Source organism: Devosia sp. XGJD_8 (assembly GCF_046614475.1).
Classification (GTDB): Bacteria; Pseudomonadota; Alphaproteobacteria; order Rhizobiales; family Devosiaceae; genus Devosia.
In genome coordinates, this window is the sequence record NZ_JBKJHF010000001.1 from 2,278,661 (window position 1) to 2,301,410 (window position 22,750).

Genomic DNA, 22,750 nt, shown 5'->3' on the forward strand with positions numbered 1-22,750 from the left:
TTGCGCTGCCCACGTTCAAGGCCAAAATCACAGCTCTTCATAGTCGTCCGCGCTCATAACGTGGTGATGGATGCGGCCGGTAAAGAAGCGCCCAAGTACGGCTTCCGTCGCCGCACGCGCCCTTGGGCGCACATCGCTTTCGAGCGCGGCGTCGACCGCAGCCACGTCAGGATACGATACGGCCAGGATCATCGGAAATTCCGGCGCGCCGTCATCGCGCTTTACTGCGTAGCTGACGCGGACAGCAAGGGCGCCGGGAAACTGCTTCCACAGCGGCAGGATTTCCGCAGTGACGGCGGCGCGAAAGGCTGCTTCCTGGCCTTCAAGAATCTTGCCTTCGAACAGGGCATAGCGGGTAATCACTGGAACTTCTCCTTGCTTGGGCCGCTGAAGAACTCCATCAGCGCAGCCTGATCTTCACCGCCCAGTCCCGCCGCCGTCAGCAGGCGATGGATTTCCGCGGCAAGCGCGGTGAGCGGCATGGTGGTCTGGGTCTGGCGAGCCAGGTCACGGGCGCCGTCGAGATCCTTGACCATATTGTCGATGCGGCCGGTGCGGCGATAATCGCGCGCGGCAAAGCGCGGCATGTATTCCTGCAGCAGCGCGCTGTCGGCACGGCCGCCCTTGAGCGCGGCGGGAATGCGGGCGACATTGACGCCGGCCTTTTCGGCGAGTGCCGTCGCCTCGGCCACGGCCATGAAGCCAAGGCCGCACAGCACCTGGTTGATGATCTTGGTCGTCTGGCCAGTTCCGACGCCGCCCATATGGGTCTGGTTGGAGGCGACTTGGGACAGCACCTCCTGTGCTTCGAGCACGTCGGCCTCGGCGCCGCCCTGCATCAGCGTCAACTGGCCGGTTTCGGCCTTTGGCGCACCGCCCGAAAGCGGACTGTCGACCCAGCGCATGCCGCGCTGCTGCGCTTCGGCGGCAAGCTCGTGCGTTGCACCGGGATCGATGGAGCTCATGTCGATGATGAGGAGACCCGCCTCGGCGCCCTCTGCGACTCCTCCTGGACCAAAGACTGCTGCGCGCACGATATGAGGCGCATTGAGGCTGAGGATCACAGCACGGGCGCCACGGGCAAGATCTGCTGCGCTCCCGGTCGCAACGGCACCTTTCTCCACCAGAGCCGCCACCTTGGCGGGATCGAGATCGAACACCTTGAGCGCCGTGCCTGTGGCGGCAAGGCGTGCGCCGATGGCGCCGCCCATGGCGCCGGCTCCGAGCAAACCGATATGGGCTGTCATGATCGTGTTCCTTTCAGGTAGTCGAGCGCCTCATCGAGCATGGCGGCGGGCGAGCCGGCGATATCGATGGTCAACGCTTCGTCGGGCCCGGGCGGCTCGAGTGTTGCCAACTGGCTGTCCAGCAGCGAAACCGGCATGTAGTGACCCGGCCGCGCCGCCATGCGCGATGCCAGGAGGGTACGACTACCGGCCAGATGAATGAACTGTACCAGCCCACCGGCACGCGAGCGAATATCGTCGCGATAGCGGCGTCGCAGGGCAGAGCAGCTGACTACGGCCGCGCCTTCGTCCCGCAACACGTTGGCGACCTGGTCGAGCCAGGGCCAGCGGTCGTCATCCGACAGGGGCGTGCCGCTGCGCATCTTTTCGACATTGGCTGGTGGATGCAGGATGTCGCCTTCGTGAAATGGCAGGCCCAGCCTGTCGGCCAGGGCGGCACCCAGGCTGGACTTGCCACAGCCGGAAACACCCATCACGACAATGCGCATCACAGCGACGCCGTCACGCCGCCATCGACATAGAGCGTATGGCCATTGACGAAGCTGGAGGCGCTGGAAGCCAGGAAAATGCAGGCACCCACCAGTTCCTCGACACGCCCCCAGCGACCGGCCGGGGTACGCTTTTCGAGCCAGGCCGAAAAAGCGTCGTCGGCGACCAGGGCTGCATTGAGCGGTGTATCAAAATAGCCCGGCGCAATGGCGTTGCACTGCAGGCCATACTTGGCCCAGTCGGTGCACATCCCCTTCGTCAGATTGCCAACCGCCCCCTTGGTGGCCGTATAGGGAGCGATCGAGGGCCGGGCGAGCGCAGTTTGCACGCTGGCAATATTGATGATCTTGCCGGCACCACGAGCAATCATGTGGCGGGCACAGGCTTGGCCCACATTGAAGACGCTGGCAACATTGGTCTGCAACAGCAGCATGAATGCATCGGCCGGAAAGTCCTCGAGCGGTGCACGAAACTGCATGCCGGCATTGTTGACGAGAATGTCGATGGCGCCATGTTCCGCCTCGAAGCCGTCAACGGCGGAGCGGACCGCCGCATGATCAGTCACGTCGAAGGGCAGAGCCAACGCGCCCGGAATCTGAGCGGCCGCGGCGGCAAGCTTTCCGGGGTCTCGCCCATTGAGCACCACGGAAGCACCGGCCGCCACCAGCCCCTTGGCCAGGGCCATGCCGATGCCCTGTGAAGAACCGGTGATCAGCGCTCGGCGACCGGTCAGATCGAAAATCTGCATGGTGGGCTCCTCGTCAAAAACAGGCTCGACAGACGCGACATCTTCTGTTTGTTATCGATAACAATTTTTGTCAAGCGAAAAGCCGATCTATGACCAAGCCACAAATTCTGCAGATGGGCCCCTATCCGGAATGGGACCAGGTGCCGCTCGAAGCGCGGTTCACCGTGCACCGCTATGATTTAGCGGCGGACAAGTCGGCGCTGCTCGCCGGGATCGGCGGCGCGGTTCGGGGGATCGCCACGCGCGGCGAACTGGGCGCATCGGCCGAGCTGATCGCCGCCTGCCCCGGCCTGGAAGTGATCTGCGTCTATGGCGTGGGCTATGATGCGGTAAACCTCGACGCCTGCCGGGCACGCGGCATTCGCGTCACCAACACGCCCGATGTGCTGACCAAGGACGTGGCGGACCTCGGCGTGGCCATGATGCTCACCTTGTCTCGCGGCATGATCGGGGCCGAAAGCTGGGTCCGCGACGGGTCTTGGGCCACCAAGGGCCTCTATCCGCTCAAGCGCCGCGTCTGGGGCAAGAGGGCCGGCGTACTTGGCCTCGGTCGCATCGGCTATGAAGTGGCCAGGCGACTGGCCGGTTTCGATCTCGAAATCTCCTACAGCGACACTTCCGCCAAGGATTTTGCGCCGGGGAAGTGGGCTTTCGTGGCCGACCCGGTCGCCCTCGCCAGCCAGGTCGATTTCCTTTTCGTGACCTTGGCAGCATCAACGGCAACACGCCACATCGTCGGCGAAAAGGTGATAGAGGCCCTCGGCCGCGAGGGCATGCTGATCAATATTTCGCGCGCATCCAATATCGACGAAGACGCTCTGCTGGCTGCCTTGGAAAACAGGACGCTGGGGTCCGCCGCACTCGACGTTTTCGAGGGCGAACCCCATCTCAATCCGCGGTTCCTCGCGCTCGACAATGTGCTGTTGCAGCCGCACCATGCCTCGGGCACGATAGAGACGCGCAAGGCCATGGGCCAGTTGATGCGCGACAACCTCTCCGCCCATTTCGCAGGCCGCGACCTGCTGACCCCGGTGCTCTGATGAAAGCCATTGTCATCCATGCCGCCAAGGACCTGCGCCTCGAGGACCGTCCGGGCGAAAAGCCCGGCCCAGGCGAGGTCTCGCTGCGACTGGCAACCGGCGGCGTCTGCGGCTCTGACCTGCACTACTACCACAACGGCGGCTTCGGAACGGTGCGGCTACGCGAGCCAATGATCCTTGGCCACGAGGTTTCCGCCTATGTGGACGAGATCGGCGAAGGCGTTACCACGTTCAAGCCAGGTCAGCTCGTTGCCGTGTCGCCCTCGCGCCCCTGCGGGCACTGTCGCTACTGCCAGGAGGGCATGCAGAACCAGTGCCTCAACATGCGGTTCTATGGCTCGGCCATGCCGTTCCCTCATATTCAGGGGGCGTTTCGTGAGCAGCTGGTAGCGCTCGAAACCCAATGCGTATCAGCCGATGGATTGACGGCGGGCGAAGCTGCCATGGCCGAACCATTGGCCGTCACGCTCCACGCCACGAGGCGCGCCGGGCAGATGTTTGGCAAGCGTGTGCTGGTGACGGGTTGTGGCCCCATTGGTGTCCTGTCCATCCTGGCGGCGCGCCGCGCCGGCGCAGCCGAAATCGCGGCGACTGACCTCTCCGATTTCACGCTCGCAATCGCCAGGTCGGCCGGCGCGGATCGGGTCATCAATACGGGTCGCGAACCAGAGGGCCTTGTCGCCTATGGCGCCGACAAGGGCTATTTCGATGTGCTCTATGAGTGCTCGGGCGCGGCCCCTGCCCTTGCCTCCGGCATTGGCGCCCTGCGGCCGCGCGGCGTCATCCTGCAGTTGGGGATGGGTGGTGACATGAACCTGCCCATGCAGGCCATCACCACCAAGGAGCTCGACCTGCGGGGCTCGTTCCGCTTTCACGAGGAATTCGTCCTCGGGGTCGAACTGATGCGCAAGGGATTGATCAACGTCAAACCCTTGATCACCCATTCCGTGCCGCTCGCCTCAGCCGAAGAGGCGTTCAAGCTGGCGTCCGACCGCTCGCAGGCCATGAAAGCCCAGATCGTCTTCTCGGCTGGCTGATCAGCTGGCGACAGCCGCCTCGGTCTGCGGCCCGGGGCGGAACACGCGCACAAATTCCTGGACGATAATGCGTTCGGCCTCCGACAATTCCCGCTCGGCCGAAAAGATCAGCGAAAGCGCCCCGGACAATTCGTCCTGCCGGATCGGCACGGCCAGCAGGTTACCGGCCTCGATATCCTGTCGCACCGACGAAGCCGGCAGAATCGTGCAGAGCGGCGCCTGTCGCACCATGGCAATGGCCAGAGCCAGCGATCCGACCTCGACCACCGGCTGCAATCTCAGCGACCGTTCCCGCGCTGCTTCGGCAAAATTCTGGTGGATGCTGAGGTGATGGCGGCCGAGCACCAACGGCAGCGAAACCACATCAGCCAGCCCAAGCACTTTGCGACCGCCAAAATTGATGGCCGGATTGCCGATGACCGACAGCGGTTCAGTGGGTCCCAGCCGGATCCTCGCCACCTGCGTATTGACCATGCCGACGACGGCCAGGTTCAGCTCGCCCGACCGCACGCGCTCATGCAGCACCGCATTGGAATTCTCCACCACCTGCAACTGCCAGTCAGGATGTCTGCGGTGAATGCGGGTCACGACATGCGCGATCTTTTCGGTCAACGCGCTGTCATGCCCGGAACTTGGCAGTGTCCCAATGGTGACCCGGGCCTCCGAATGCGCCGCGATGTCATGCGCCTTGCGAATGATCCAGTCTTGGCGGTCCTCGATATTGGCAGCGAACGGCCGCAGCATCTCGCCCAAAGCCGAAAGCGTTGCCCCCTCTTCGGTGCGGCGCAGCACGGCTGCGCCCATGATTGCGTCCATCTGACTGATATGCTTGGACACCGCCGACTGCGCCGTATTGGCCACGCGGGCAGCGGCGGAAATGCTTCCCGTATGGGCAACGAGGTTGAAATAATGGATCTGCCGCGTAGTCAGGCGCGGCGAGAACACCACATTTTGCCCGTCTGCCAGGTTCTCACGCAAACGCATCAGAAACGCCGTTGAATAGCGCTCGGCCGCTGCGCTCGCCTCGCCATACATCGTCGAGGTGAAGCGTGGCTCGAACGGCAATTCCTCGTGCCGGGTCAGGCCAAGCCGCCGCGGCAACAGATTGGCCGGCATCAACAGCCGGAGGTGAGGGAATTCCTGCAGGATCCCGGCAAGCTGGGCAGGCTCCTCATCACGATATTGCAGGCGCCCGGCAAAGCCATTGTCTTCGGCAAAGACCGTGATGGCGCTGGTGATTTCCCGCCGCATGCGTAACAGGGACAGCTGATCGCGCCCATAGGTTTCACGCAGCGGACTGCCGCGACTGCCCACGACGATCCATGGATCCTCATAAAGGGCAATTGCGCCGGGCCTAGGTGGTCCATCTCCATAGAAGATCGACACATGCCCATGCTCGTCCGGCAGCGTCTCGGGCGCCGCGAACCCTTTCAGATCGCCGGCGTCATCGTCATCCAACCCCGAAAAGTGCCAATCTATGACCAGTTCGGGGAAGGGCTCGATGAGGTCCTGGCAGGTTCGCAACAGCGCCTTGGACACGCGGCCGATTGCAAAATTCAGGTCGAGCGCTACCGAAAGCCGGACAGGCCTTGCACCGCTCGCCGGCCGTGCCTGGCGCGCATGTTGTTCGAGGTAAAGCAGGTTCGACCCCACCCGAAACAGCCAGAAGGCCGACGGCAACAGATCGAGCCCACCAGCGCGGCGGGTGAACAGTTTGAGCCCGAGCTTGCCCTCCAGGCCGTGCAGCGCGATGCTCAGCGCTGCTGGCGTCTGCCCGAGCAGCTCGGCCGCGTCAGACAGGCGGGGAGACTGACAGGCCAGCGCGAACTTCGAAAGGAGCGATAGTTCGAGGCCGACCTTGTCCATAAGCGGCAGCATAGGCCCGGCCATGTTCGTGCTCAAGCCTTGGAAGGGGTGGGAGAGATGGCCCGCGGTACGAATGCACCGCGGGCTCGATGGTCTAGTTCAGCGCGCCAACGGCGCCCTCAGCGGCGGCCAGGACCTTGCCGTCATTGAGCAGCTTGATCATGGGCACGATCTGGTCCTGCATGTAGCCGTCCTGCTCCTGCAGCGGCACGACATTGGCAACGGCGTCGTAAAGCGCCTGCGTGCCCTTGCCGAGTGCAAACTGGCCGAGCGCATCACGGGTGAGGAAGATGGCCTTGGTGGCCAGCAGGCATTCGACTGCCACGATCTTGGGCATATTGCTCAAGACCTGCTGCGCCTTGCGGCACGACCAAGCTGCCATTGAGACATGGTCTTCCTGGCTGGACTTGGTGGGAATGGTGTCCGCCACTGACGGAAAGGCGAGGGTCTTGTTTTCCGAAGCAACGGCTGCCGCAGCGGTCGACAGGATGCCATAGCCATAGTTGAGGCCGATCGGACGGCCGGCCAGGTTGGGCGGCAGACCGTAGTTGAGCGTGGTGTCGCACAGCGCAAACAGACGACGCTCCGAGATATTGCCGATTTCGATCAGCGCGATCGCCAGGATATCCATGGCGAAAGCGATCGGCTCGCAGTGAAAATTGCCGCCCGAAAGGAATTCGAGCGCGCCGGCCTCGTTCCAGAACACCAGCGGATTGTCGGTCGCGGCATTGAGCTCGCGCGTCATCAGCGCCTTGGCGTGATCGAGCTGGTCCCGGCAGCTGCCATGCACCTGCGGCAGGCAGCGGAAGGAGTATTGATCCTGGATGCGCGGGTGGAAAACGGGGTGCAGGATATCGTCCTCAAGGCGCACTGCGCGTGCCGATTCCGAAGTCCGGCGCGACCCGTCGATCATGCGGCGTACATTCTCGGCAATCGCGATCTGGCCGGGCTGCTTGCGCACCTCGTGGATGCGCGCATCAAAGGCTGCCCGCTCGCCGCGGATGGCTTCAAGGCTCAGCGCGCCGATGGCATCGACGGTCTTCATCAACTGCTCGGCATCCCACAGCGTCAGCGAGCCCATGCCCGCACACAGGCTGTTGCCGTTGATAAGCGCCAGACAGTCCTTGGCCTTGAGGTCGAACTTGGTCGGCGAAATCCCCGCCAGCTCCAGCGCCTTGGGGGCCGGCATGCGCTCGCCCTTGTAGTAGGCTTCCGCCTTCTCGTAGCCGATCAGCACCGACACCATATGCGCCAGCGGCGCCAGATCGCCCGAGGCACCCACAGAACCCTGGATCGGCACCACCGGGTGGACGCCGTTGTTCAGCATGGCGATCAGCCGGTCGACAACCTCGATACGCAGGCCCGATACGCCCACGCAGAAGGCGTTGATGCGAACGGCCATCATGGCGCGCACGATCTCTTCCGACGCCGGATCCCCCATGCCCGAGCAGTGCGAGAGCACGATGTTCATCTGGAACTGCTCGTTGTCGGCCTGATTGATCTTGTAGTCCTTGAGCTTGCCGACACCCGTATTGAAGCCATAGGTGGCCGGGGCATTCTCGGTCAGCCAGTTCTCTTCGATATAGGCGCGCTTCTTGACGATTTCGGCGCGCGCCGCCGGAGCCAGTTCGACCTTGACGCCTTCGCGGGCGATGCGGACGACATTTTCGATCGTGAGGCTGTCGCCGTCGAGGATGATGCTGCTCATGTATAAGGTCCTTGTTCTTGGCGCCGGTGGCAGGCGCCTATTCGTTGATGGCCAGGGGCCGTTGATCGAGGGTGGAAAGGGTTAGCGCCAGCACATCGGCAGCGCGGGCAATGGCTTCGGTATCAGTCCATTCTTCTGGGGCGTGGCTGATGCCACCCCTGGAGGGCACGAAGATCATGGCGGCGGGCGCTATCCGCGCAACGAAAGCCGCGTCATGTCCCGCACCCGAGGCAAGGCTAAGCGTCGCCAGGCCATGTGCATCTGCCGCATCCTTGATGCGGGCCTGCAACCGCCCATCGCAGGCAACGGCGAATGTCCGGCTCAACCGCTCGGTAGCCGCCACGCGGCAACCTTCAGCGGAGGCCGCCGCCTCCGCCAGGGCATCGATGAGGCTGAGATAGTCGTCCATTGCTGCGTCGTTTTCAGCGCGGATATCGACGATGGCCTCGGCAGCGCCGGGCACCACATTCGCGCCGTTGGGCTCGAGGCGCATGACGCCGATAGTGGCGGTAAAGTGCCCCCTGCCCTTCTCGGATTCCGTCCTGGCCGCATCGCGCAGGGCCAGCAGCAGCCGGGCCATGGCCATGCCCGCATCGGCACGCATCGCCATGGGCACGGTACCGGCGTGACCCGCCTCGCCCTCCAGCCGCAGTCGGACCCGGGCGATGCCCGCTATGCCGCTCACAATGGCCAACGGAATATTCTCGGCCTCGAGCACAGGCCCCTGCTCGATATGGATTTCCACAAAGGCGCCCACATCCTTGCGAACCGTGCCGGCCACCTGGGCCGGCACGCCACCCATGCGGGCAATGGCGTCGTCGAGACGTTCGCCATCAGGCCCTGGCATGGCGAAATGCTCCGGGGTCAGCGCACCAGCCATGCCGCGGCTGCCGATACACGACAGACCCCACTCGCTGGGCTCTTCGGCAAGGAAATCGACAAGCTCGATCGCATGGATAGGCCGGTAGCCGGCAAGGCGCAGGGCCCGTATGGCGGCAAGACCGGACAAAATGCCGGCAATGCCATCAAAGCGCCCGCCGCTCGGAACCGTGTCGCTGTGCGAGCCGGTCATCAGCACCGGCAGGTCGGCATCGGAGCCAAACCACGTGCCGATCAGGTTACCCGAGGCATCGATATGCGTCGCCAGCCCCTCCTCGGCAAAGCGTCTGGCCAGACACTCCCGGCCTTTGAGAAACATGTCGGTGAAGGACCGGCGCGTCCATGGCTTGCCCGGTTCGGTCAATGCGGCAAGCGCATCGAAATCCCGCTGCAGCTGATCGCGGTCCACCTTTATCGGCATATTGGAAGCAATGGCGTTCATGCCGCGACACTCACGCGGTTCGGCTTGACGAAGCGTCCGTTCCCGGGCTGCGCCAGCACATCGGTGCCATCAAACACCATCTCGCCCCGCAGGAAGGTCGCCAGGGGTGCATGTCGGATCAGGCGCCCTTCATAGGGGCTCCAACCCACCACATTGTGCCCACTCGCAGAGGCGTCATAGTAGCGCGGGCGTTCGCCAAACACGGCGAAGTCTGCATCGAGACCGAGGCCGAAGCCCCCCTTCTGGTCCGCAATGCGGAACAGGCGCGCCGGATTTGATGCCAGCAGTCTTGCGGCATGGGTCAGCGGCAGCCCGCGATCAGCCAGCCCGTCGAGCAGCAGGCTGGGCAAGACTTCAAGACCAGGCATGCCCGACGCGTTCTCGAGCATCACCGGCGACGACTTGCGCTCCAGGCCCCACGAAACGTGGTCTGTGGAAACAATGGTGATGTGCCCGGCTGCCAGATGCTTCCAGAGCTTTTCGCGCTCGGCGCTTGAGCGGATCGGTGGATTGCATTTTGCGCGTCCCAGGAGCCGGGACACATCCTCCTCCTCGCTGCAGACCAGGTAATGGATGCAGGCCTCGATAGTCGCATCCACGCCCTGCGCCCGATACGACTGGGCTAGTTCATAGCCGCGACCCACCGAGCAGTGAACGATATGGGCAGAAGCGCCGGTGTCCTGGGCGATCTCATAAACCTCGGCAATAGCCAGCGTCTCGGCGATCGGCGGGCGGCTTTCGCCATGGGTGCGATAATCGGTCCGCCCGCTGGCCCTGATGGCCTCGCTCCACACTTTCACGCATTCGTCGTTTTCGTTGTGCACGCCGGCGATCAGGCCCGTCTTGGCAACCTCGGCGAAAGCAGCATGCAGAAGTGGCGTCGGAATGCGGGGAAAGCGGTTGGGGTCGGTATCGAAGGTCGAGAACTTGAACGACGCCGCACCGGCCTCGGCCATCTCGGCGATATGGGCGGGACCTTCCGAGGGACGAATGGTGCCATAGAGGGCAAAATCAACACGCGCCTGTTCCCCTGCGCTGCGCGCCTTTTCCCGGATCATGTCGCCGGTCGAGATGAGCAGTCCTGCATCGTAAGGCATGTCGACAATGGTGGTGACGCCGCCGGCCGCCGCCGAACGTGTGGACCAGATGAAGTCTTCCTGATCCTTTTGCGAGCGCGAATGCACTTGGCCGTCGATAATCCCCGGCAGCACGATGGCATCGCCGAAATCGTGGCTGTCCCGCGCAGCGGGCGCCTGCCCGGCCCCGAGCAGGGCAATCTTGCCGTCACGGATGGCCGCGAAACCACGATCGACAATGCCATTTTCGCCAACGAAACGACCCTGGATCACGCTGTCGAAGTCACTCATGGTCGGAGCTCGCAATCTGCGCCGCACAAGCGGCTTTGAACGTCTGGATGAAGTCGTCCGCCGCATCCGCAGTGAGGCCGCTGGCGCTCAGGTAATGGCTCGCCGCACCCACCTCTGCGATCGGCGGCGGCAAGGCGTCGACCAGTCGCAGCACGTGCTGGTGCTCGGCTTCGAGTTCCAGCCGCTTGATGCCCTCCCGCAACGCGGCCTCTGCCGGCGCGGTGAACTTTAGCTTCATGCCCTGCCTGGCTTGCCGCAGCGGGACAATGACAGTCTCGCGCCAGGCGGCAGCGCCGCGAACGAGATCGTCGACCGATACTGAAGCAATGCCATAGCCGGCTCTGTCGGCAAGGCTCAGTACCAGCAGCAGGGGGACGTCGATTGCGAAAGCCTCCTGCAAGGCAAGGCACGCCTTCGCCAGGTCGCCATCGCGATAGGCCGAACAGATGTCGGGCCAGGCCCGAACGGGAAATGCGTTTTCGGTCATGGCTCTTTTCTCAGGCGGCCAGCCCGGGAGCCGGCTCGCTATGCGGATGGTGGCAGGCAACCAACTGTCCGCCAGGCGCTTCGGCCAGCTCCGGCACCGTGCTCTCACAGACTGCCGTCGAGCGCGGGCAACGGCTGCGGAACGCACAGCCGCCCTGCGGTCGGTTGCGCGATGGCATGACGGTGCGGCTGCCATCGGGCTGGATCTTGCGGCTGGCATCGACCACCGGCACAGCTTCGAGCAGCGTGCGTGTATAGGGATGGGCCGGGCGGCCATAAATTTGCGGCCCCGTCCCGATTTCGACGATGCGCCCCATGTAAAGCACCGCCACGCGGTCGCTGACATTCTTCACCACGGCAAGGTCGTGCGAGATGAAGATCAGCGCCAGGTTGCGGGTCTCGCGAATGTCCTGCAGCAGGTTGATCACCTGCGCCTGTACCGACACATCGAGCGACGCCACCGGCTCGTCACAGACGATGAGCTCGGGTTCCACCGCGAGCGAACGGGCAATGGCAATACGCTGGCACTGGCCGCCGGAGAACTGGTGCGGTTTGCGGCCAGATACCAGTTCGACATCAAAACCCACATCGGCCAGTGCCGACTTCACCCGCTGCTTGCGCTCGGCGGCCGGCTTGCCCTGGATGACCAGGCCCTCGGCCACGATATCCTCGACATTGCGGCGCGGATTGAACGAGGACAGCGGGTCTTGAAAGATCATCTGTAGCCGGTCGCGCATGGACCGCATGCGATTGCTCGACAGCGCGTCCAGATGAATATCCTTGTAGCGCACCTCGCCTTGGGTCGTGGTGTTGGCACTCGGCAGCAGGCGCAGGATCGCCCTGCCGATCGTGGTCTTGCCGCTTCCGCTTTCCCCGACGAGGCCAAGCGTTTCGCCAGCCGCGACGGAAAAGGAGACATCGTCCACGGCCTTCATCTGCCTGCCACCACGCGTGAAGTTCACGGAGAGATTGCGGACGTCGAGGATGGTCTGCTCGGCAACGCGCGTTTCACTGGACATGGGCGACCTCCGCAGCAGGCGAACGCGGAATGGCGTCCAACGGGAAATGGCAGGCAAAGCGGTGATTGGCGTCGATGCCCCTGCTCATTTCGGGCATGATCTCATGACACTTGGCCTGTGCTGCCGGACAGCGGGGAGCGAAGGGACAGCCGGGTGGCCGGCTTGCCAGATTGGGCGGCTGGCCGGGAATGGTGCGCAGGCGGGTATGGGCGGGCTGATCCATGGCCGGCATGGCCGACAGCAGGGCTTCGGTGTAGCGATGCCGCGGATTGCGGAACACTTCCGAAGTCAGGCCGTATTCCACGACATTGCCGCCATAGAGCACCAGGATTTCGTCGGTGCGTCCGGCCACGACGCCCAGGTTGTGCGAAACGAGGATCATCGACATCTGCCGCTCAGCCTGGATGGTCTGGAGCAGGTCGAGAACTTCCTTCTGCACTGTTACGTCGAGCGCCGTCGTCGCCTCGTCGGCAATCAGCAGGTCGGGCTGACAGATCAGCGCGGCCGCGATCATGATGCGCTGCTTCATGCCGCCCGAGAACTGATGCGGATAGTAGTCGCAACAATCCTCGGGGTCCGGCATGCCGACAAAGGACAGGAGCTCGATGGCCCGCGTCTTTGCTTCAACCTTGCCCATGCCGAGGTGAATGCGCCCGGCTTCCTCGATCTGCCGACCGATCGGCACGAAGGGATTGAGCGAGGTCATGGGATTCTGGAACACGATCCCCACCTTGCGACCGATCACCTTGGCGCGCTGCTTTGGCTTGAGAGCCGACAGATCCTGCCCGTCCAGCTCGATCTGCCCTTTGATCCGCATGCCACGCGGCGCAATGCCCATGATGGCCTTGACCAGTACGGACTTGCCGGCGCCGGACTCGCCGACAATGCCGAGGGAGCGGCGGGTGTCGAGGCGGAAATCGATGTCCTGCAGGATCTGTAGCGGCCCCGAGATCGAGTCCAGCTCACAGGTCATGGCCTTGCACGACAGGATGGGGCGAGAAGCGATAGTTGTATCCATCTCAGCTCTCCCGCTCGCGGCTGTTGAGGCGTTGGGCGAGATAGTCGCCGATGGTATTGAAGGCGTAGACCGTGAGCACGATGGCCAGGATCGGTCCGACGATCAGCAGCGGAAACCGGCTCAGCAGGTCGGTCGAACTTGCGATCATGCCGCCCCAGCTCGGTGCCGGCGCCGGAATGCCGTAGCCGAGAAAGCTCAGCGACCCTTCGGTGATGATGAGGCCAGCCATCAGCGTCGGCATCACGGCGGTCAACGCCGGAATGAGGTTGGGCAGGATTTCGCGCAGCATGATGCGGCCATCGGTGGCGCCCATGGCACGGGCCGCCAGCACATAGTCGCGATTGCTCTGCGAGATCACACCCGCCTTGGCGACACGGGCATAGGTGCCGATATCGAAAATGCCCAGCACCACGATGATGGTGACCACCGACGGACCAGTCACTGCCACGAAGGCAAGCACCACCAGCGTGGACGGCATGGCCGCCAGCGCATTGGCGAACAGGTCGACTCCCCGTTCGAAGATACCGCGATAGTAGCCGGCAACCATCCCCAGCAGCAGGCCCGAAACCACGGCGATGGTTGTCGAAAGCGCCACGATCATCATTGAGGTGCGCGCGCCATGCAGCACGCGCGACAGGATCGAGCGGCCGATATCGTCGGTGCCCAGTAGGCCGTTGATCGACCATTCCGGCATCTGCGAGAAATCGCCATAGGGCAGTTTCGGACTGACCAGCCCGGGAATGAAGTCCACGAATAGCGCCACCAGCACCAGCACGACCAGGAAGATCGCAGCCAGCATTTCGAACGGCGTGGCGCCGGGCAGTTTGAGCTTGCTCGACCAGGGCATTGCTGCGCGGGCGATGTCGCCCAGCTTGGCGTCCGGACCTGGCTTGAAAGCGGGCGTGTTACCGATATCGGTCATGATACTTTCACCCGCGGGTCGATGAGCGCGTAGCCGAGGTCGACCAGCATGAAGATGACGACGAAGACCACGACGGTGAGCGACAGGATCGCCTGGACAAGCGGGATGTCGTGGCTCTTGACGGCGCTGAGGATGGTCCAGCCGATGCCGGGCACCGCGAAGTAACTTTCGACGACGAACGAGCCGGCCAGCATATAGGTCAACGACAGGCCCATCACCGTCAGGATCTGCGGCATGGCCGGACGCAGGGCGTGGTGGTAGAGAATATAGGCCAGCGGCAGGCCGCGCGCGCGCGCCACGGCGATGTAGTCTTCCTGCAGCGTCGACACGAATTCGTTGCGCGCCACGCGATAGAGGTAGGCCGTCTGGTGCAGCGTCAGGCACAGCACCGGCAGCGCCACATACCAGAGATTGGCCAGCGGATCTTCGGTGAACTTGACCCAGCCGGTCGCCGGAAACCAGCGCAGCACCATGGCGAATAGATAGGAAAACAGCACCACGATCACAAAGGTCGGCACGGCGAGCAGCACGGTCGAGACCGAGCGCATCACCTTGTCGGCCAGCTTGTTGGGATGACTGGCCGTGTACATGGCGACCGGAATGCCGATCAGCGACACGGCCATGGCGAGAAAAGCGATCTCGAAGGTAACGGCGGCGCGCTCAAGCACCACGCCGATAATTGGCTGCTGGCTGAACAGGGTCACGCCAAGATCGCCGCGCAGCAGATTGCCGAGCCAGCCCAGATAGCGCTGCCACACCGGCAGGTCGTAGCCATAGGCCGTGTTGAGCGCCGCGATCTGCTCGGGCGTCGCATAGTCACCGAGAATGAGCTGCGCCGCCGAGCCGGGGGCCAGGCTTGAAAGCGCAGTCGCGCTGAAGGTCACCAGCAGGAAAACCAGAATGCCGGTGATCAAGCGCGTTGATATGGCCCGAAAATAGGGCATTGCGTTGTTCAGCACGTCACTTCCCTTTCCTGTTCTGGCGGTGGACGAACCGTCCACCGCCGCCGTTGCCGCTGGAGCCGCAGCTCAGATGCGCTTCCACTCTTCTTCGGCGTCCATCCAGCCGATATCGCGCTCAAGCAGCTGGCGCTGCTGTTCCTTGGTATAGCCGCCCATGTCGTGCTCGTCGGAATAGCGGGTGCTCATCTCACCGAACACGCGCTTGCCGAAATCCATCATGCCGTACATCGACCCCTTTTCGAGGTAGTGCATGGTCACGAGGTTGAAGCCGAGCTTGGCAATATCATCGAGCTCGACGAAGGGCTTTCCGTTGACCACGGCCACGTCGCCGAACATCTTCCAGCCCGGCAGCGCCCGGTTGACCTTTTCGCACTCTTCGAGCGTGCGCAGGCCATGAACATAGGTCATTTCGGCACCCAGCTCCTCGGCCTTGACGCAACGCTCGATGGCATCGTCGAGACCCTTTTCGAGCTTGGATTCGGTGCGGGCAATGACCACGCAATCGGTGTCGGCGCAGGCATCGAGCGCCGCCTTGATCTTGGCCAGCCAGAGCTCCTGGGAGACGACGGGGTGGTCGATATTGCCGTCGAGCTTGCCTTCCAGTGTTGCCTTCTCCATCGCCCGGCCGAAGCGCGCATAGCCGCGCTCATTGGGCGTATCCTCGAGCAGGATGGCGGCGGCACCGGCCTTGGCGAGCCGGCGACAGGTGCGGTAGGCCTGCGCCACGTCGCCGAAGCAATCATCGGCATCGATGATCAGCGGCAGCGGCGAATAGTCGGCGATGCGATCCGTCGCCCAGACCAGTTCTTCCTGGTTATGCAGCCCCATATCCGGCACGCCCGACATGGAAAAGCCCAGCGATGCACCGCTCAGCAGGATGGCCTCGAAACCCGCCATTTCGGCCGCCTTGGCCGAATAGCAATCCCACACGCATGGGGTGAAGACCTGCTTTTCGCCGAACAGCTGGCGGAAGGTTTTTCTGGGGCGTTTGTCGAACATTGCTTACCCTTTAGGCTCGTGGGGCGAACACCGCACTGCGGTGCACGGAAAATAGACGGTGCCGCGGGAGGTCGCGACACCGCCCGGCCCGCCGCGGGGGATCGGCGGGCCGGATAGGTCGGTTTACTCTGCGGCGCAGGCGTCTTCACACAGGTAGAGATACTGCTTCTGCAGGATGCCGCCATTGGACGGAACGATACCGCCGGCATTGTCGCGCAGCAGCAGGTAGCGGGTTTCCGATCCGAAGATGTAGAGCGGCAGATCCTCGGCTATCACCTTCTGCACATCGGCATAGGCGGCCTTGACCTCGGTCTGGTCCATCGTGGCATTGGCCGCATCGAGGTAGCCGTCCATGGCTTCGCTCGAATACTGGCCCCAGTTGTCCACGCCACCGGTCTTGAGCATGTTGGAGATGATCGGCTCGGCGCCGTTCGCCACCAGCACGCCGCCGTCGATGCACAGGTCGAAATTGACCTGGGTCTGGCACTGCGGCTTGAGCATGGCCTGATCGACCAGCTCCACCTCAACCTCGACATTCTCGTAGGCCGTCAGCACCTGCTGCAGATACGAAGTCAGGCGCTTGAGATCGGAGTTGGTGTAGCTGACCAGCTTGATCTTGAACGGCTTACCATCGGCCGCAAGGGCGTCGAACAGCTCCTGCGCCTTGGCCGGATCATAGGTCGGCAGCACTTCGGCCGGCTCGTAATAGGGCGAAGCCTGGGTGAAGTAGTTGGTCGGCGTGACATAGCCCTCGAGCTGCGTATAGGCCTGCATCAGGCGTGCCGGATCAACGGCACGATAGAAAGCCTCGCGGGCGCGATGATCGGTGAAGGTGCCGGCCACCTGGTTGAAATAGGCGCGATAGAGACCGGGGATCGGGATTTCGTGCGTCGCGATGCCGGGCGCGTCGGCATTGGCGCCGAACTGGTACGGATAGCCAGCCATCATCTGGGCGCCGCCCTGGACCACCGTCGATATGCGGCTGTTGGTTTCCGGGATGATCGCGAATTTGAGCGTATCGAGATAGGGGCGCGGCTGATCCCAGTAATCGGGGTTCTTCTTGAAGCTGAGCGAGATGCCCTGATCCCAGTCTTCGAATATGAATGCCCCTGCCCCGACCGGCTTGATCGCGGCCTTGTCGTCTCCAGCCGCTTCGAGCGCGGCGGGCGAGGCCACGAAGGGCGCGGACTGGGCCAGGGTCGAACCAAAGTTGCGGTTGGGCGTGGGCAGCGTGATCTCGATGGTCAGCGGGTCGATCACCTTCGCGCCATCGATCCATGAGGAAACGAACGGCTGCGCCGGTGCCAGGGTCTCTGGGTCGGCAGCGCGCTTCCAGTTGTAGAGCACGGCTTCAGCATCATAGGGATTGCCGTCGGTGAACTTGACGTCGGGACGCAGCTTCAGCGTCCAGACGGTGGCGTCTTCGCTGGTGAGGCTCTCGGCCATGCCGCCTTGCACCTTGCCCTCAAGGTCGACATAGACCAGGAAGCCGTAAACCGCGTCCAGCTGGTCCATCGGACCACCCGGGAAGGTGCCCGAGGTGATTGCCGGATCCCAGCTCTTTATGTCCGAGCCGGCAATAATGGTCATTTCGCCACCGCTGACGGCTTCGGCGTCGGCCTGTGCGAAGGCAAGGCTGTTGACGCCGGTGAGGCCCGAAGTGCCGAGCAAGGTCATCGCAAGAGCGGCAGCCCGGATGGTCCGGGTCGATGCGGCGTTGCGGGCAAACTGCATGATTTTCATATTCGCTTCTCCTTTTTGGCCCTTCCTTTTGGAAGGCGCCGTGTTCCCTTTATTCCCCTCAAGCCGTCGCCTCTCTCAGGTCGCGTCACCTTCTTTCCAGCGACGCACCTGCGGGTGGTCGAAATCAAACAGGTCAAGCGCGCGCCCCACCGTCTGGCTCACCAGATCGTCCAGGGTCCGCGGGCGGGTATAAAAGCTCGGCACCGGCGGCATGATGATTGCGCCGCTGCGCGTGGCCGTATCCATCAGGGCAATGTGCCCGGCATGAAGCGGCGTTTCGCGCACCATGAGCACGAGCTTGCGGCGCTCCTTGAGGCAGACATCCGCGGCCCGTGAAATCAGGTCGTCCGAATAACAATGCGCAATGGCGCTCAGTGTTTTGATTGAACAGGGCGCGACCAGCATGCCCGCAGATTTGAACGAGCCGGACGCCACCGCGGCGCCGATATCCTTATGCGGATAATAGACGTCGGCCAGAGTCCTGATCTCGTCGGCCGAGGTCACTACCCCCTCCTCCATCGCCGTTCGCAGGCCGGCGCTGGATATGATGAGGTGAGTTTCGATGTCCTCGATATCGCGCAGCATCTCGAGCGCCCGCACGCCGTAGCAGGCACCGGATGCCCCCGTAATCGCAACGATCATGCGGCGCTTCTTCATCGCGTCAGCGCTCCTGCGGCTTGGCGCGGCCGAGCACGGCCCGCATGCGGTCGTAGGAGGCCTGCGGCGGCAGGGCCTTGTCGAAGCCCTCCTTGCGGTCAGACTGGCGGATAGTCGCGTCGTAGCCGATCTTGGCCACCATGCCGCCGCTTTCCTGCGGCTCGGATCGGTCTGCCGGCAGGTCCGTGACGATGAGCACGTCACGTTCGGCGCGCATGCGGGTCGCCTTGGCCAGTTCGACGGCCTCGGTATCCCAGGGATCGACGTCGCCATCGACCACAGTGATGTTCTTGATGATGCTGACCGCGCCCCAGCAAATCGCCATTGCCCGGCGCGCCTGGCCCGGACGCGGATTGTGAATCTGCACAACCACATTGTTGCGGCCCGAGCCCGAAGCCGTCACGGCCACTTCCCCGACATTGAGGATAGACCGGGCAAGCTGCGCCTTGAGGCTGGCGGCGATCGGGATGGCGCCAAGATAGATGTGTTCGGCGTGGTAGCCCGGCTCGATGACCTGGAACATGGCGTCGGAGCGCCTGGTCATGCGATGGAATGTGGCCAGAACGCCGACGCCGTAGTCTTCGTACATGCCGTGATACTCCGACACGTAGCCCTCTTCGATCGGCTTGTCGGCATGGATAAGGCCCTCAAGCACGATCTCGGCATCGGCCGGCACAAGAATGTCGCTGCTCAGGCATTTGGTGACACGCACCGGCTCACCGAGCAGGGCACCGGCGCAATGCATTTCGTCATCGCCCAGGCCGAGATAGAGGCAGGCTGCCAGCTGAATGGCGGGATGGGCGCCCAGCACCACCGCAAAGGGGAGCGGCTTGCCCAGTGCCATCGCCTTGCGGGCCATGATGGCCAGATGGTGGTTGGGCGCAATGCCGATAAGCGCCTCGGTCGGGCTCAGTATCTTGAGCCGCGCATAGGATGCGTTGCCCAGGCCCGTTTCGGGGTCGGTCGCGATCATCATGCCGGCGCTGATATAGGGCCCGGTCTCCTTGGCAAAAAAGGTCGGAACCGGCAGTCGGGCCAGGACGCCGTCAGTAAAATCTTCCTGCTGCACCGGTGCATCGGACACCAGAACCGGCGGTACTGGCTTCTTGACCGATTCAAGCAGCGTGCTCTGGATGGCCTCCGCCTCGACACCCAGCGCCATGCCGATGCGCTCGCGATTGAGCAGCAGGTTGCCGAAGACCGGCATGTCGCTGCCCTTGATCCGATTGGCACGCACCGCCAATGTGTCGTGGGTCAGCGACAGCAGCGCCGACAGGTCATGCACCAGATCGATCTCTTCCTCGACGACGAGCAACTCGCCTCGAGCATCGAGCTGCGCCATCATGGTCCGGCAGGATTGGTCCTGCGCGCTGGCGGCCTCGCCACCCACGACATGCAGGGCGACTGGTTCAGGACTCTTTGCTGTGGAATTGGAGTGAACCGTCACGCGCCGATACCTTGGCTTGATTTGATCATTTAATGAGCATGATCCGGCAGCCGCGAGCTGTGTAGCCATCGTTGGGTTAAATGGGGTATCGCAAAAATTTACATTGCTCGTTGCGACATTGACCGTGCTTGGCGGAAAGGCTGCAACAGCGGGCCATTGGAGGTGCCACATGCACATACATATTCAGAACCGGCCCAATGACCACTTCGTACCGTTGACCGCCGATCTTGTGCAAAAGGTGACGGCGGACAGCGGACACCGCTTCACCATCAGCGATGACGACGCAGGCTTTGGCTCAGCCATGCCGACGGCCGAAGTCCTGGTAACGACGGCCGACCAGCTGCACGCACGCTTTCCGCACGCGGCCCCGCGTTTGAAAGCGGCGTTTCTCAAGCATGCCGGCGTGGACTCCCTGGTCGCAAACAACCCTCTGCCGCCTGCGGTCATACTTCTCAACAATAGCGGCGCGCATGCCAGGAAAGCCGGCGAATATGCCCAGATGGCCACGCTGATGCTCCGCGCCGGCATGCACAAGCTGATGAGCCAGCAACGCAAGCACCTTTGGCAGCCGCATTTCACAAGCACGCTCGCCGGCACCCGCATCACCATACTGGGCGTCGGCGGCCTGGGTAGCGCCGCCGCCAAGTCCCTCCGGCCGCACGGTGTTCAACTCACGGGCATCCGGAACAGCCCCAAACCCCACTCAGACTTCGATGAGACGCTCCCGGTAGCGGAGCTCGATTCTGTCCTGCCAAGAACGGACATCCTCATCCTCACAGCGCCCCTGACCCCGTCCACGCGGAAAATCATCGGTGCCCGACAGTTCAAGCTCCTGCCCATCCACGCTGGCATCATCAACATCGCGCGCGGCGAACTGATCGACGAGCCAGCACTCATCAAGGCACTTGAGGACGGGCAGATTGCAGGGGCCATCTTGGACGTGACCACCACGGAACCGCTTCCGATAGGCGATGCCCTGTGGGATGCTCCGAATCTCGTAATCACGCCCCATGTCGCGGCCACCGACATCACGACATATGCGGCGGAAACCCTGCGCATCCTGCTGGACAATCTCGACGACATCACCTGCGGCCGCAAACCGAGAAACCTCGTCGATCTGCAGCGAGGCTACTAGCCCCGCTGCCGGGCGGACAAGTCGCCTGTCTTCGCTGTGTGGAGGTGAGAAATCGCGTATTGGGACAAGTCTCTCCGGCCGGCAACCCGTCCAGCGACCCCCTGGCCATCTGGAAAATTTGTTATCGATATCGCAAATATTTGCAGCGCCTCCCAGAGCGGATCGATCTGCCCGTTAGGAAAGCAATTTACCTATTTAAAACAATGCATTATGCCGAAAGGCTCATTTCATTTGCGCGCTTTGAGATCCAACGTTGACGCACGCGACGGCATGTTGACACCCGCCGTCAGCCACTCCTAGGCTCAAGTCAAGTTGACGGCCATCTGAGGAGGTTGCTGTCACCGGGCAGGATAGTTGTCGCGGCATCAAGTTGCCCGGCAATCACGTCCTGGGAGGATGCAGAACGACATCGACACGTTATTCAACCGGCTCTTGCCGGAACGACCTGTCATGTCCTGACGCCCCTTCCCTGTGATCGATCGGCGCGCCATGTCGTGCGTCGCGTGGGAGAGTTGAGCATGACCAAGACGCCGCTGAAGACCTATATGGCGGATGACAAGCAGTACTATGTCCCCGAGATATTCGACTGCATGTCCACAAAGGCCGCCGAGATGAACGGCTTCAAAATGGTCATGATCTCGAGCAGCGATTTCTCCTGTGCATCGACTGGCATTCCAGATCTCAAGCTGCTGACGGTCGACGAATATGCCTCGATGGCCGACCGCATCACGTCCATGACCGACATGCCTTTGTTCATCGATGCCGACGAAGGCTTTGGTCGGCCACTGCAGACCTTCCACGGTTGCCGGCGCATGGCCAAGGCAGGTACCGATGCCATTCTGATCACCGATCTGGCAGGCAGTGGCCAGCTCGGCCTGTTGCCGATCGATGAAGCGGTCTATCGCTTCAAGGCGGCCAAGGATGGCATGGCAGGGACCGACTGCCTGCTACTGGCACGCTGCGACCACAGCGTGGATGTCGACTTCGATGAATTCGTGGAGCGCTGCAACCGCTACATCGAAGCTGGCGCCGACATGATCTGCCCGCTCGAGCTCAACCGGTCCACCATATACGGCAGCAAGACGGCAGCCGCCAAAAAGGTCGGCGAGCATGTGAAGGCCACCTTCTGGTATCCTAATCTTGCCAAGGGCGAAAAGCGCGCCGACATCGCCGCGCTGCAGCAATACGGCTACAAGTTCGTGGGCGTGCACTATTCCTTCCGGGCCGCGATGCTGGCCATGCTCGATGCCGGACGCCATGTCTTTGAAAGTCTGGAAAACGACTACATCGACACCGCCTACGATCACACCGGCTACAAATTCTACTATTCACCGATGAGCGCCTTCTTTCGGGGAGGAGAATGGGTGAATCGTGAAAGCGCCTACACGGACAAGCCAGAGGAGGCGCTGGCCGTGCGACTGGAAAAGCACTTTACCGGTCCGACCGACCGGTTCGGACCCGACGACATCCGCTAGCCAAACAAAACTACCTGACCCAGCGCTCTGATGCGGCACAGCAGTGCCGCAAACGATGAAACAC

21 protein-coding genes are annotated in these 22,750 nt (G+C 62.9%); 4 read left to right on the forward strand and 17 right to left on the reverse strand.

Annotation, left to right across the window (positions count from 1 at the left end):
• Window positions 1-27 precede the first annotated feature (27 nt).
• Genes ACLI1C_RS10735 through ACLI1C_RS10750 form a run of 4 tightly spaced genes read right to left on the reverse strand, consistent with a single transcriptional unit; the run spans window position 28 to window position 2,484 of the window.
• Window positions 28-363, reverse strand: coding sequence for a hypothetical protein (locus tag ACLI1C_RS10735; protein WP_411396846.1), 336 nt, complete (start codon window positions 361-363; stop codon window positions 28-30).
• Window positions 360-1,247, reverse strand: a complete 888-nt coding sequence (locus tag ACLI1C_RS10740) for an NAD(P)-dependent oxidoreductase (RefSeq protein WP_411396847.1) — start codon at window positions 1,245-1,247, stop codon at window positions 360-362. Before ACLI1C_RS10740 ends, ACLI1C_RS10735 begins: the two co-directional genes overlap by 4 nt.
• Entirely contained in the window at window positions 1,244-1,735 is a 492-nt protein-coding gene (locus ACLI1C_RS10745) for a gluconokinase (protein ID WP_411396848.1), read from the reverse strand. The genes ACLI1C_RS10740 and ACLI1C_RS10745 overlap by 4 nt, the downstream gene beginning before the upstream one ends.
• The gene (locus ACLI1C_RS10750; protein ID WP_411396849.1) at window positions 1,735-2,484 is read right to left on the reverse strand and encodes an SDR family oxidoreductase; all 750 of its coding nucleotides are present in this window, start codon (window positions 2,482-2,484) and stop codon (window positions 1,735-1,737) included. The genes ACLI1C_RS10745 and ACLI1C_RS10750 overlap by 1 nt, the downstream gene beginning before the upstream one ends.
• An 89-nt stretch (window positions 2,485-2,573) precedes the next feature.
• On the opposite strand from ACLI1C_RS10750, the gene ACLI1C_RS10755 reads away from it, so the two are divergent.
• Window positions 2,574-3,524 carry a 2-hydroxyacid dehydrogenase gene (locus ACLI1C_RS10755; protein ID WP_411396850.1) on the forward strand — a complete coding sequence of 317 codons (951 nt, stop codon included), beginning with the start codon at window positions 2,574-2,576 and terminating at the stop codon, window positions 3,522-3,524.
• Window positions 3,524-4,561 carry an L-idonate 5-dehydrogenase gene (locus ACLI1C_RS10760; RefSeq protein ID WP_411396851.1) on the forward strand — a complete coding sequence of 346 codons (1,038 nt, stop codon included), beginning with the start codon at window positions 3,524-3,526 and terminating at the stop codon, window positions 4,559-4,561. Before ACLI1C_RS10755 ends, ACLI1C_RS10760 begins: the two co-directional genes overlap by 1 nt.
• Here ACLI1C_RS10760 and ACLI1C_RS10765 read toward each other — a convergent pair whose 3' ends face one another.
• From ACLI1C_RS10765 to ACLI1C_RS10825, 13 genes are all read right to left on the reverse strand, one after another.
• The gene (locus ACLI1C_RS10765; RefSeq protein WP_411396852.1) at window positions 4,562-6,451 is read right to left on the reverse strand and encodes a LysR substrate-binding domain-containing protein; all 1,890 of its coding nucleotides are present in this window, start codon (window positions 6,449-6,451) and stop codon (window positions 4,562-4,564) included. It lies immediately after the preceding gene.
• 70 nt (window positions 6,452-6,521) lie between these two features.
• Window positions 6,522-8,135: a histidine ammonia-lyase gene (hutH, locus tag ACLI1C_RS10770; RefSeq protein ID WP_411396853.1), complete on the reverse strand. Its 1,614-nt coding sequence runs from the start codon at window positions 8,133-8,135 to the stop codon at window positions 6,522-6,524.
• A 37-nt stretch (window positions 8,136-8,172) separates the two neighbouring features.
• Window positions 8,173-9,456 carry a Zn-dependent hydrolase gene (locus tag ACLI1C_RS10775; RefSeq protein WP_411396854.1) on the reverse strand — a complete coding sequence of 428 codons (1,284 nt, stop codon included), beginning with the start codon at window positions 9,454-9,456 and terminating at the stop codon, window positions 8,173-8,175.
• Window positions 9,453-10,823, reverse strand: coding sequence for a dihydroorotase (locus ACLI1C_RS10780; protein WP_411396855.1), 1,371 nt, complete (start codon window positions 10,821-10,823; stop codon window positions 9,453-9,455). Before ACLI1C_RS10780 ends, ACLI1C_RS10775 begins: the two co-directional genes overlap by 4 nt.
• Entirely contained in the window at window positions 10,816-11,310 is a 495-nt protein-coding gene (locus ACLI1C_RS10785; RefSeq protein ID WP_411396856.1) for a TIGR02444 family protein, read from the reverse strand. The genes ACLI1C_RS10780 and ACLI1C_RS10785 overlap by 8 nt, the downstream gene beginning before the upstream one ends.
• 10 nt (window positions 11,311-11,320) lie before the next feature.
• Complete coding sequence (locus ACLI1C_RS10790; RefSeq protein WP_411396857.1) at window positions 11,321-12,328, reverse strand: ABC transporter ATP-binding protein; 1,008 nt, start codon at window positions 12,326-12,328, stop codon at window positions 11,321-11,323.
• Window positions 12,318-13,346: an ABC transporter ATP-binding protein gene (locus tag ACLI1C_RS10795; protein WP_411396858.1), complete on the reverse strand. Its 1,029-nt coding sequence runs from the start codon at window positions 13,344-13,346 to the stop codon at window positions 12,318-12,320. Before ACLI1C_RS10795 ends, ACLI1C_RS10790 begins: the two co-directional genes overlap by 11 nt.
• Before the next feature lies 1 nt (window position 13,347).
• On the reverse strand, window positions 13,348-14,268 hold the full coding sequence (locus ACLI1C_RS10800; protein WP_411396859.1) for an ABC transporter permease: 921 nt from the start codon (window positions 14,266-14,268) through the stop codon (window positions 13,348-13,350).
• Window positions 14,265-15,212, reverse strand: coding sequence for an ABC transporter permease (locus tag ACLI1C_RS10805; RefSeq protein ID WP_411398299.1), 948 nt, complete (start codon window positions 15,210-15,212; stop codon window positions 14,265-14,267). The genes ACLI1C_RS10800 and ACLI1C_RS10805 overlap by 4 nt, the downstream gene beginning before the upstream one ends.
• A gap of 84 nt (window positions 15,213-15,296) precedes the next feature.
• Window positions 15,297-16,229 (reverse strand): oxaloacetate decarboxylase, encoded by a 933-nt coding sequence (locus tag ACLI1C_RS10810; RefSeq protein ID WP_411396860.1) that lies wholly within the window; start codon window positions 16,227-16,229, stop codon window positions 15,297-15,299.
• 123 nt (window positions 16,230-16,352) lie between these two features.
• The gene (locus tag ACLI1C_RS10815) at window positions 16,353-17,972 is read right to left on the reverse strand and encodes an ABC transporter substrate-binding protein (RefSeq protein WP_411396861.1); all 1,620 of its coding nucleotides are present in this window, start codon (window positions 17,970-17,972) and stop codon (window positions 16,353-16,355) included.
• Window positions 17,973-18,047: 75 nt separating this feature from the next.
• Window positions 18,048-18,629 (reverse strand): UbiX family flavin prenyltransferase, encoded by a 582-nt coding sequence (locus ACLI1C_RS10820; RefSeq protein ID WP_411396862.1) that lies wholly within the window; start codon window positions 18,627-18,629, stop codon window positions 18,048-18,050.
• Window positions 18,630-18,633: 4 nt separating this feature from the next.
• Entirely contained in the window at window positions 18,634-19,974 is a 1,341-nt protein-coding gene (locus tag ACLI1C_RS10825; RefSeq protein WP_411398301.1) for a UbiD family decarboxylase, read from the reverse strand.
• Between the two features lie 271 nt (window positions 19,975-20,245).
• Between ACLI1C_RS10825 and ACLI1C_RS10830 the strand changes: the two genes are divergently transcribed.
• Together ACLI1C_RS10830 and ACLI1C_RS10835 are read left to right on the forward strand one after the other, a co-directional pair.
• Entirely contained in the window at window positions 20,246-21,211 is a 966-nt protein-coding gene (locus tag ACLI1C_RS10830; RefSeq protein ID WP_411396863.1) for a D-2-hydroxyacid dehydrogenase, read from the forward strand.
• A gap of 518 nt (window positions 21,212-21,729) precedes the next feature.
• Entirely contained in the window at window positions 21,730-22,686 is a 957-nt protein-coding gene (locus tag ACLI1C_RS10835; RefSeq protein WP_411396864.1) for an oxaloacetate decarboxylase, read from the forward strand.
• Window positions 22,687-22,750 lie beyond the last annotated feature (64 nt).

Coding starts and splice junctions, on each gene's coding strand:
- ACLI1C_RS10790 (WP_411396857.1), bottom strand. CDS start 12,328: ATGTCCAGTGAAACGCGCGTTGCCGAGCAGACCATCCTCGACGTCCGC.
- ACLI1C_RS10750 (WP_411396849.1), bottom strand. CDS start 2,484: ATGCAGATTTTCGATCTGACCGGTCGCCGAGCGCTGATCACCGGTTCT.
- ACLI1C_RS10820 (WP_411396862.1), bottom strand. CDS start 18,629: ATGAAGAAGCGCCGCATGATCGTTGCGATTACGGGGGCATCCGGTGCC.
- hutH (WP_411396853.1), bottom strand. CDS start 8,135: ATGAGCAGCATCATCCTCGACGGCGACAGCCTCACGATCGAAAATGTC.
- ACLI1C_RS10835 (WP_411396864.1), top strand. CDS start 21,730: ATGACCAAGACGCCGCTGAAGACCTATATGGCGGATGACAAGCAGTAC.
- ACLI1C_RS10780 (WP_411396855.1), bottom strand. CDS start 10,823: ATGAGTGACTTCGACAGCGTGATCCAGGGTCGTTTCGTTGGCGAAAAT.
- ACLI1C_RS10760 (WP_411396851.1), top strand. CDS start 3,524: ATGAAAGCCATTGTCATCCATGCCGCCAAGGACCTGCGCCTCGAGGAC.
- ACLI1C_RS10765 (WP_411396852.1), bottom strand. CDS start 6,451: ATGGCCGGGCCTATGCTGCCGCTTATGGACAAGGTCGGCCTCGAACTA.
- ACLI1C_RS10800 (WP_411396859.1), bottom strand. CDS start 14,268: ATGACCGATATCGGTAACACGCCCGCTTTCAAGCCAGGTCCGGACGCC.
- ACLI1C_RS10815 (WP_411396861.1), bottom strand. CDS start 17,972: ATGAAAATCATGCAGTTTGCCCGCAACGCCGCATCGACCCGGACCATC.
- ACLI1C_RS10805 (WP_411398299.1), bottom strand. CDS start 15,212: ATGCCCTATTTTCGGGCCATATCAACGCGCTTGATCACCGGCATTCTG.
- ACLI1C_RS10785 (WP_411396856.1), bottom strand. CDS start 11,310: ATGACCGAAAACGCATTTCCCGTTCGGGCCTGGCCCGACATCTGTTCG.
- ACLI1C_RS10740 (WP_411396847.1), bottom strand. CDS start 1,247: ATGACAGCCCATATCGGTTTGCTCGGAGCCGGCGCCATGGGCGGCGCC.
- ACLI1C_RS10810 (WP_411396860.1), bottom strand. CDS start 16,229: ATGTTCGACAAACGCCCCAGAAAAACCTTCCGCCAGCTGTTCGGCGAA.
- ACLI1C_RS10795 (WP_411396858.1), bottom strand. CDS start 13,346: ATGGATACAACTATCGCTTCTCGCCCCATCCTGTCGTGCAAGGCCATG.
- ACLI1C_RS10825 (WP_411398301.1), bottom strand. CDS start 19,974: ATGATGGCGCAGCTCGATGCTCGAGGCGAGTTGCTCGTCGTCGAGGAA.
- ACLI1C_RS10830 (WP_411396863.1), top strand. CDS start 20,246: ATGCACATACATATTCAGAACCGGCCCAATGACCACTTCGTACCGTTG.
- ACLI1C_RS10775 (WP_411396854.1), bottom strand. CDS start 9,456: ATGAACGCCATTGCTTCCAATATGCCGATAAAGGTGGACCGCGATCAG.
- ACLI1C_RS10745 (WP_411396848.1), bottom strand. CDS start 1,735: ATGCGCATTGTCGTGATGGGTGTTTCCGGCTGTGGCAAGTCCAGCCTG.
- ACLI1C_RS10755 (WP_411396850.1), top strand. CDS start 2,574: ATGACCAAGCCACAAATTCTGCAGATGGGCCCCTATCCGGAATGGGAC.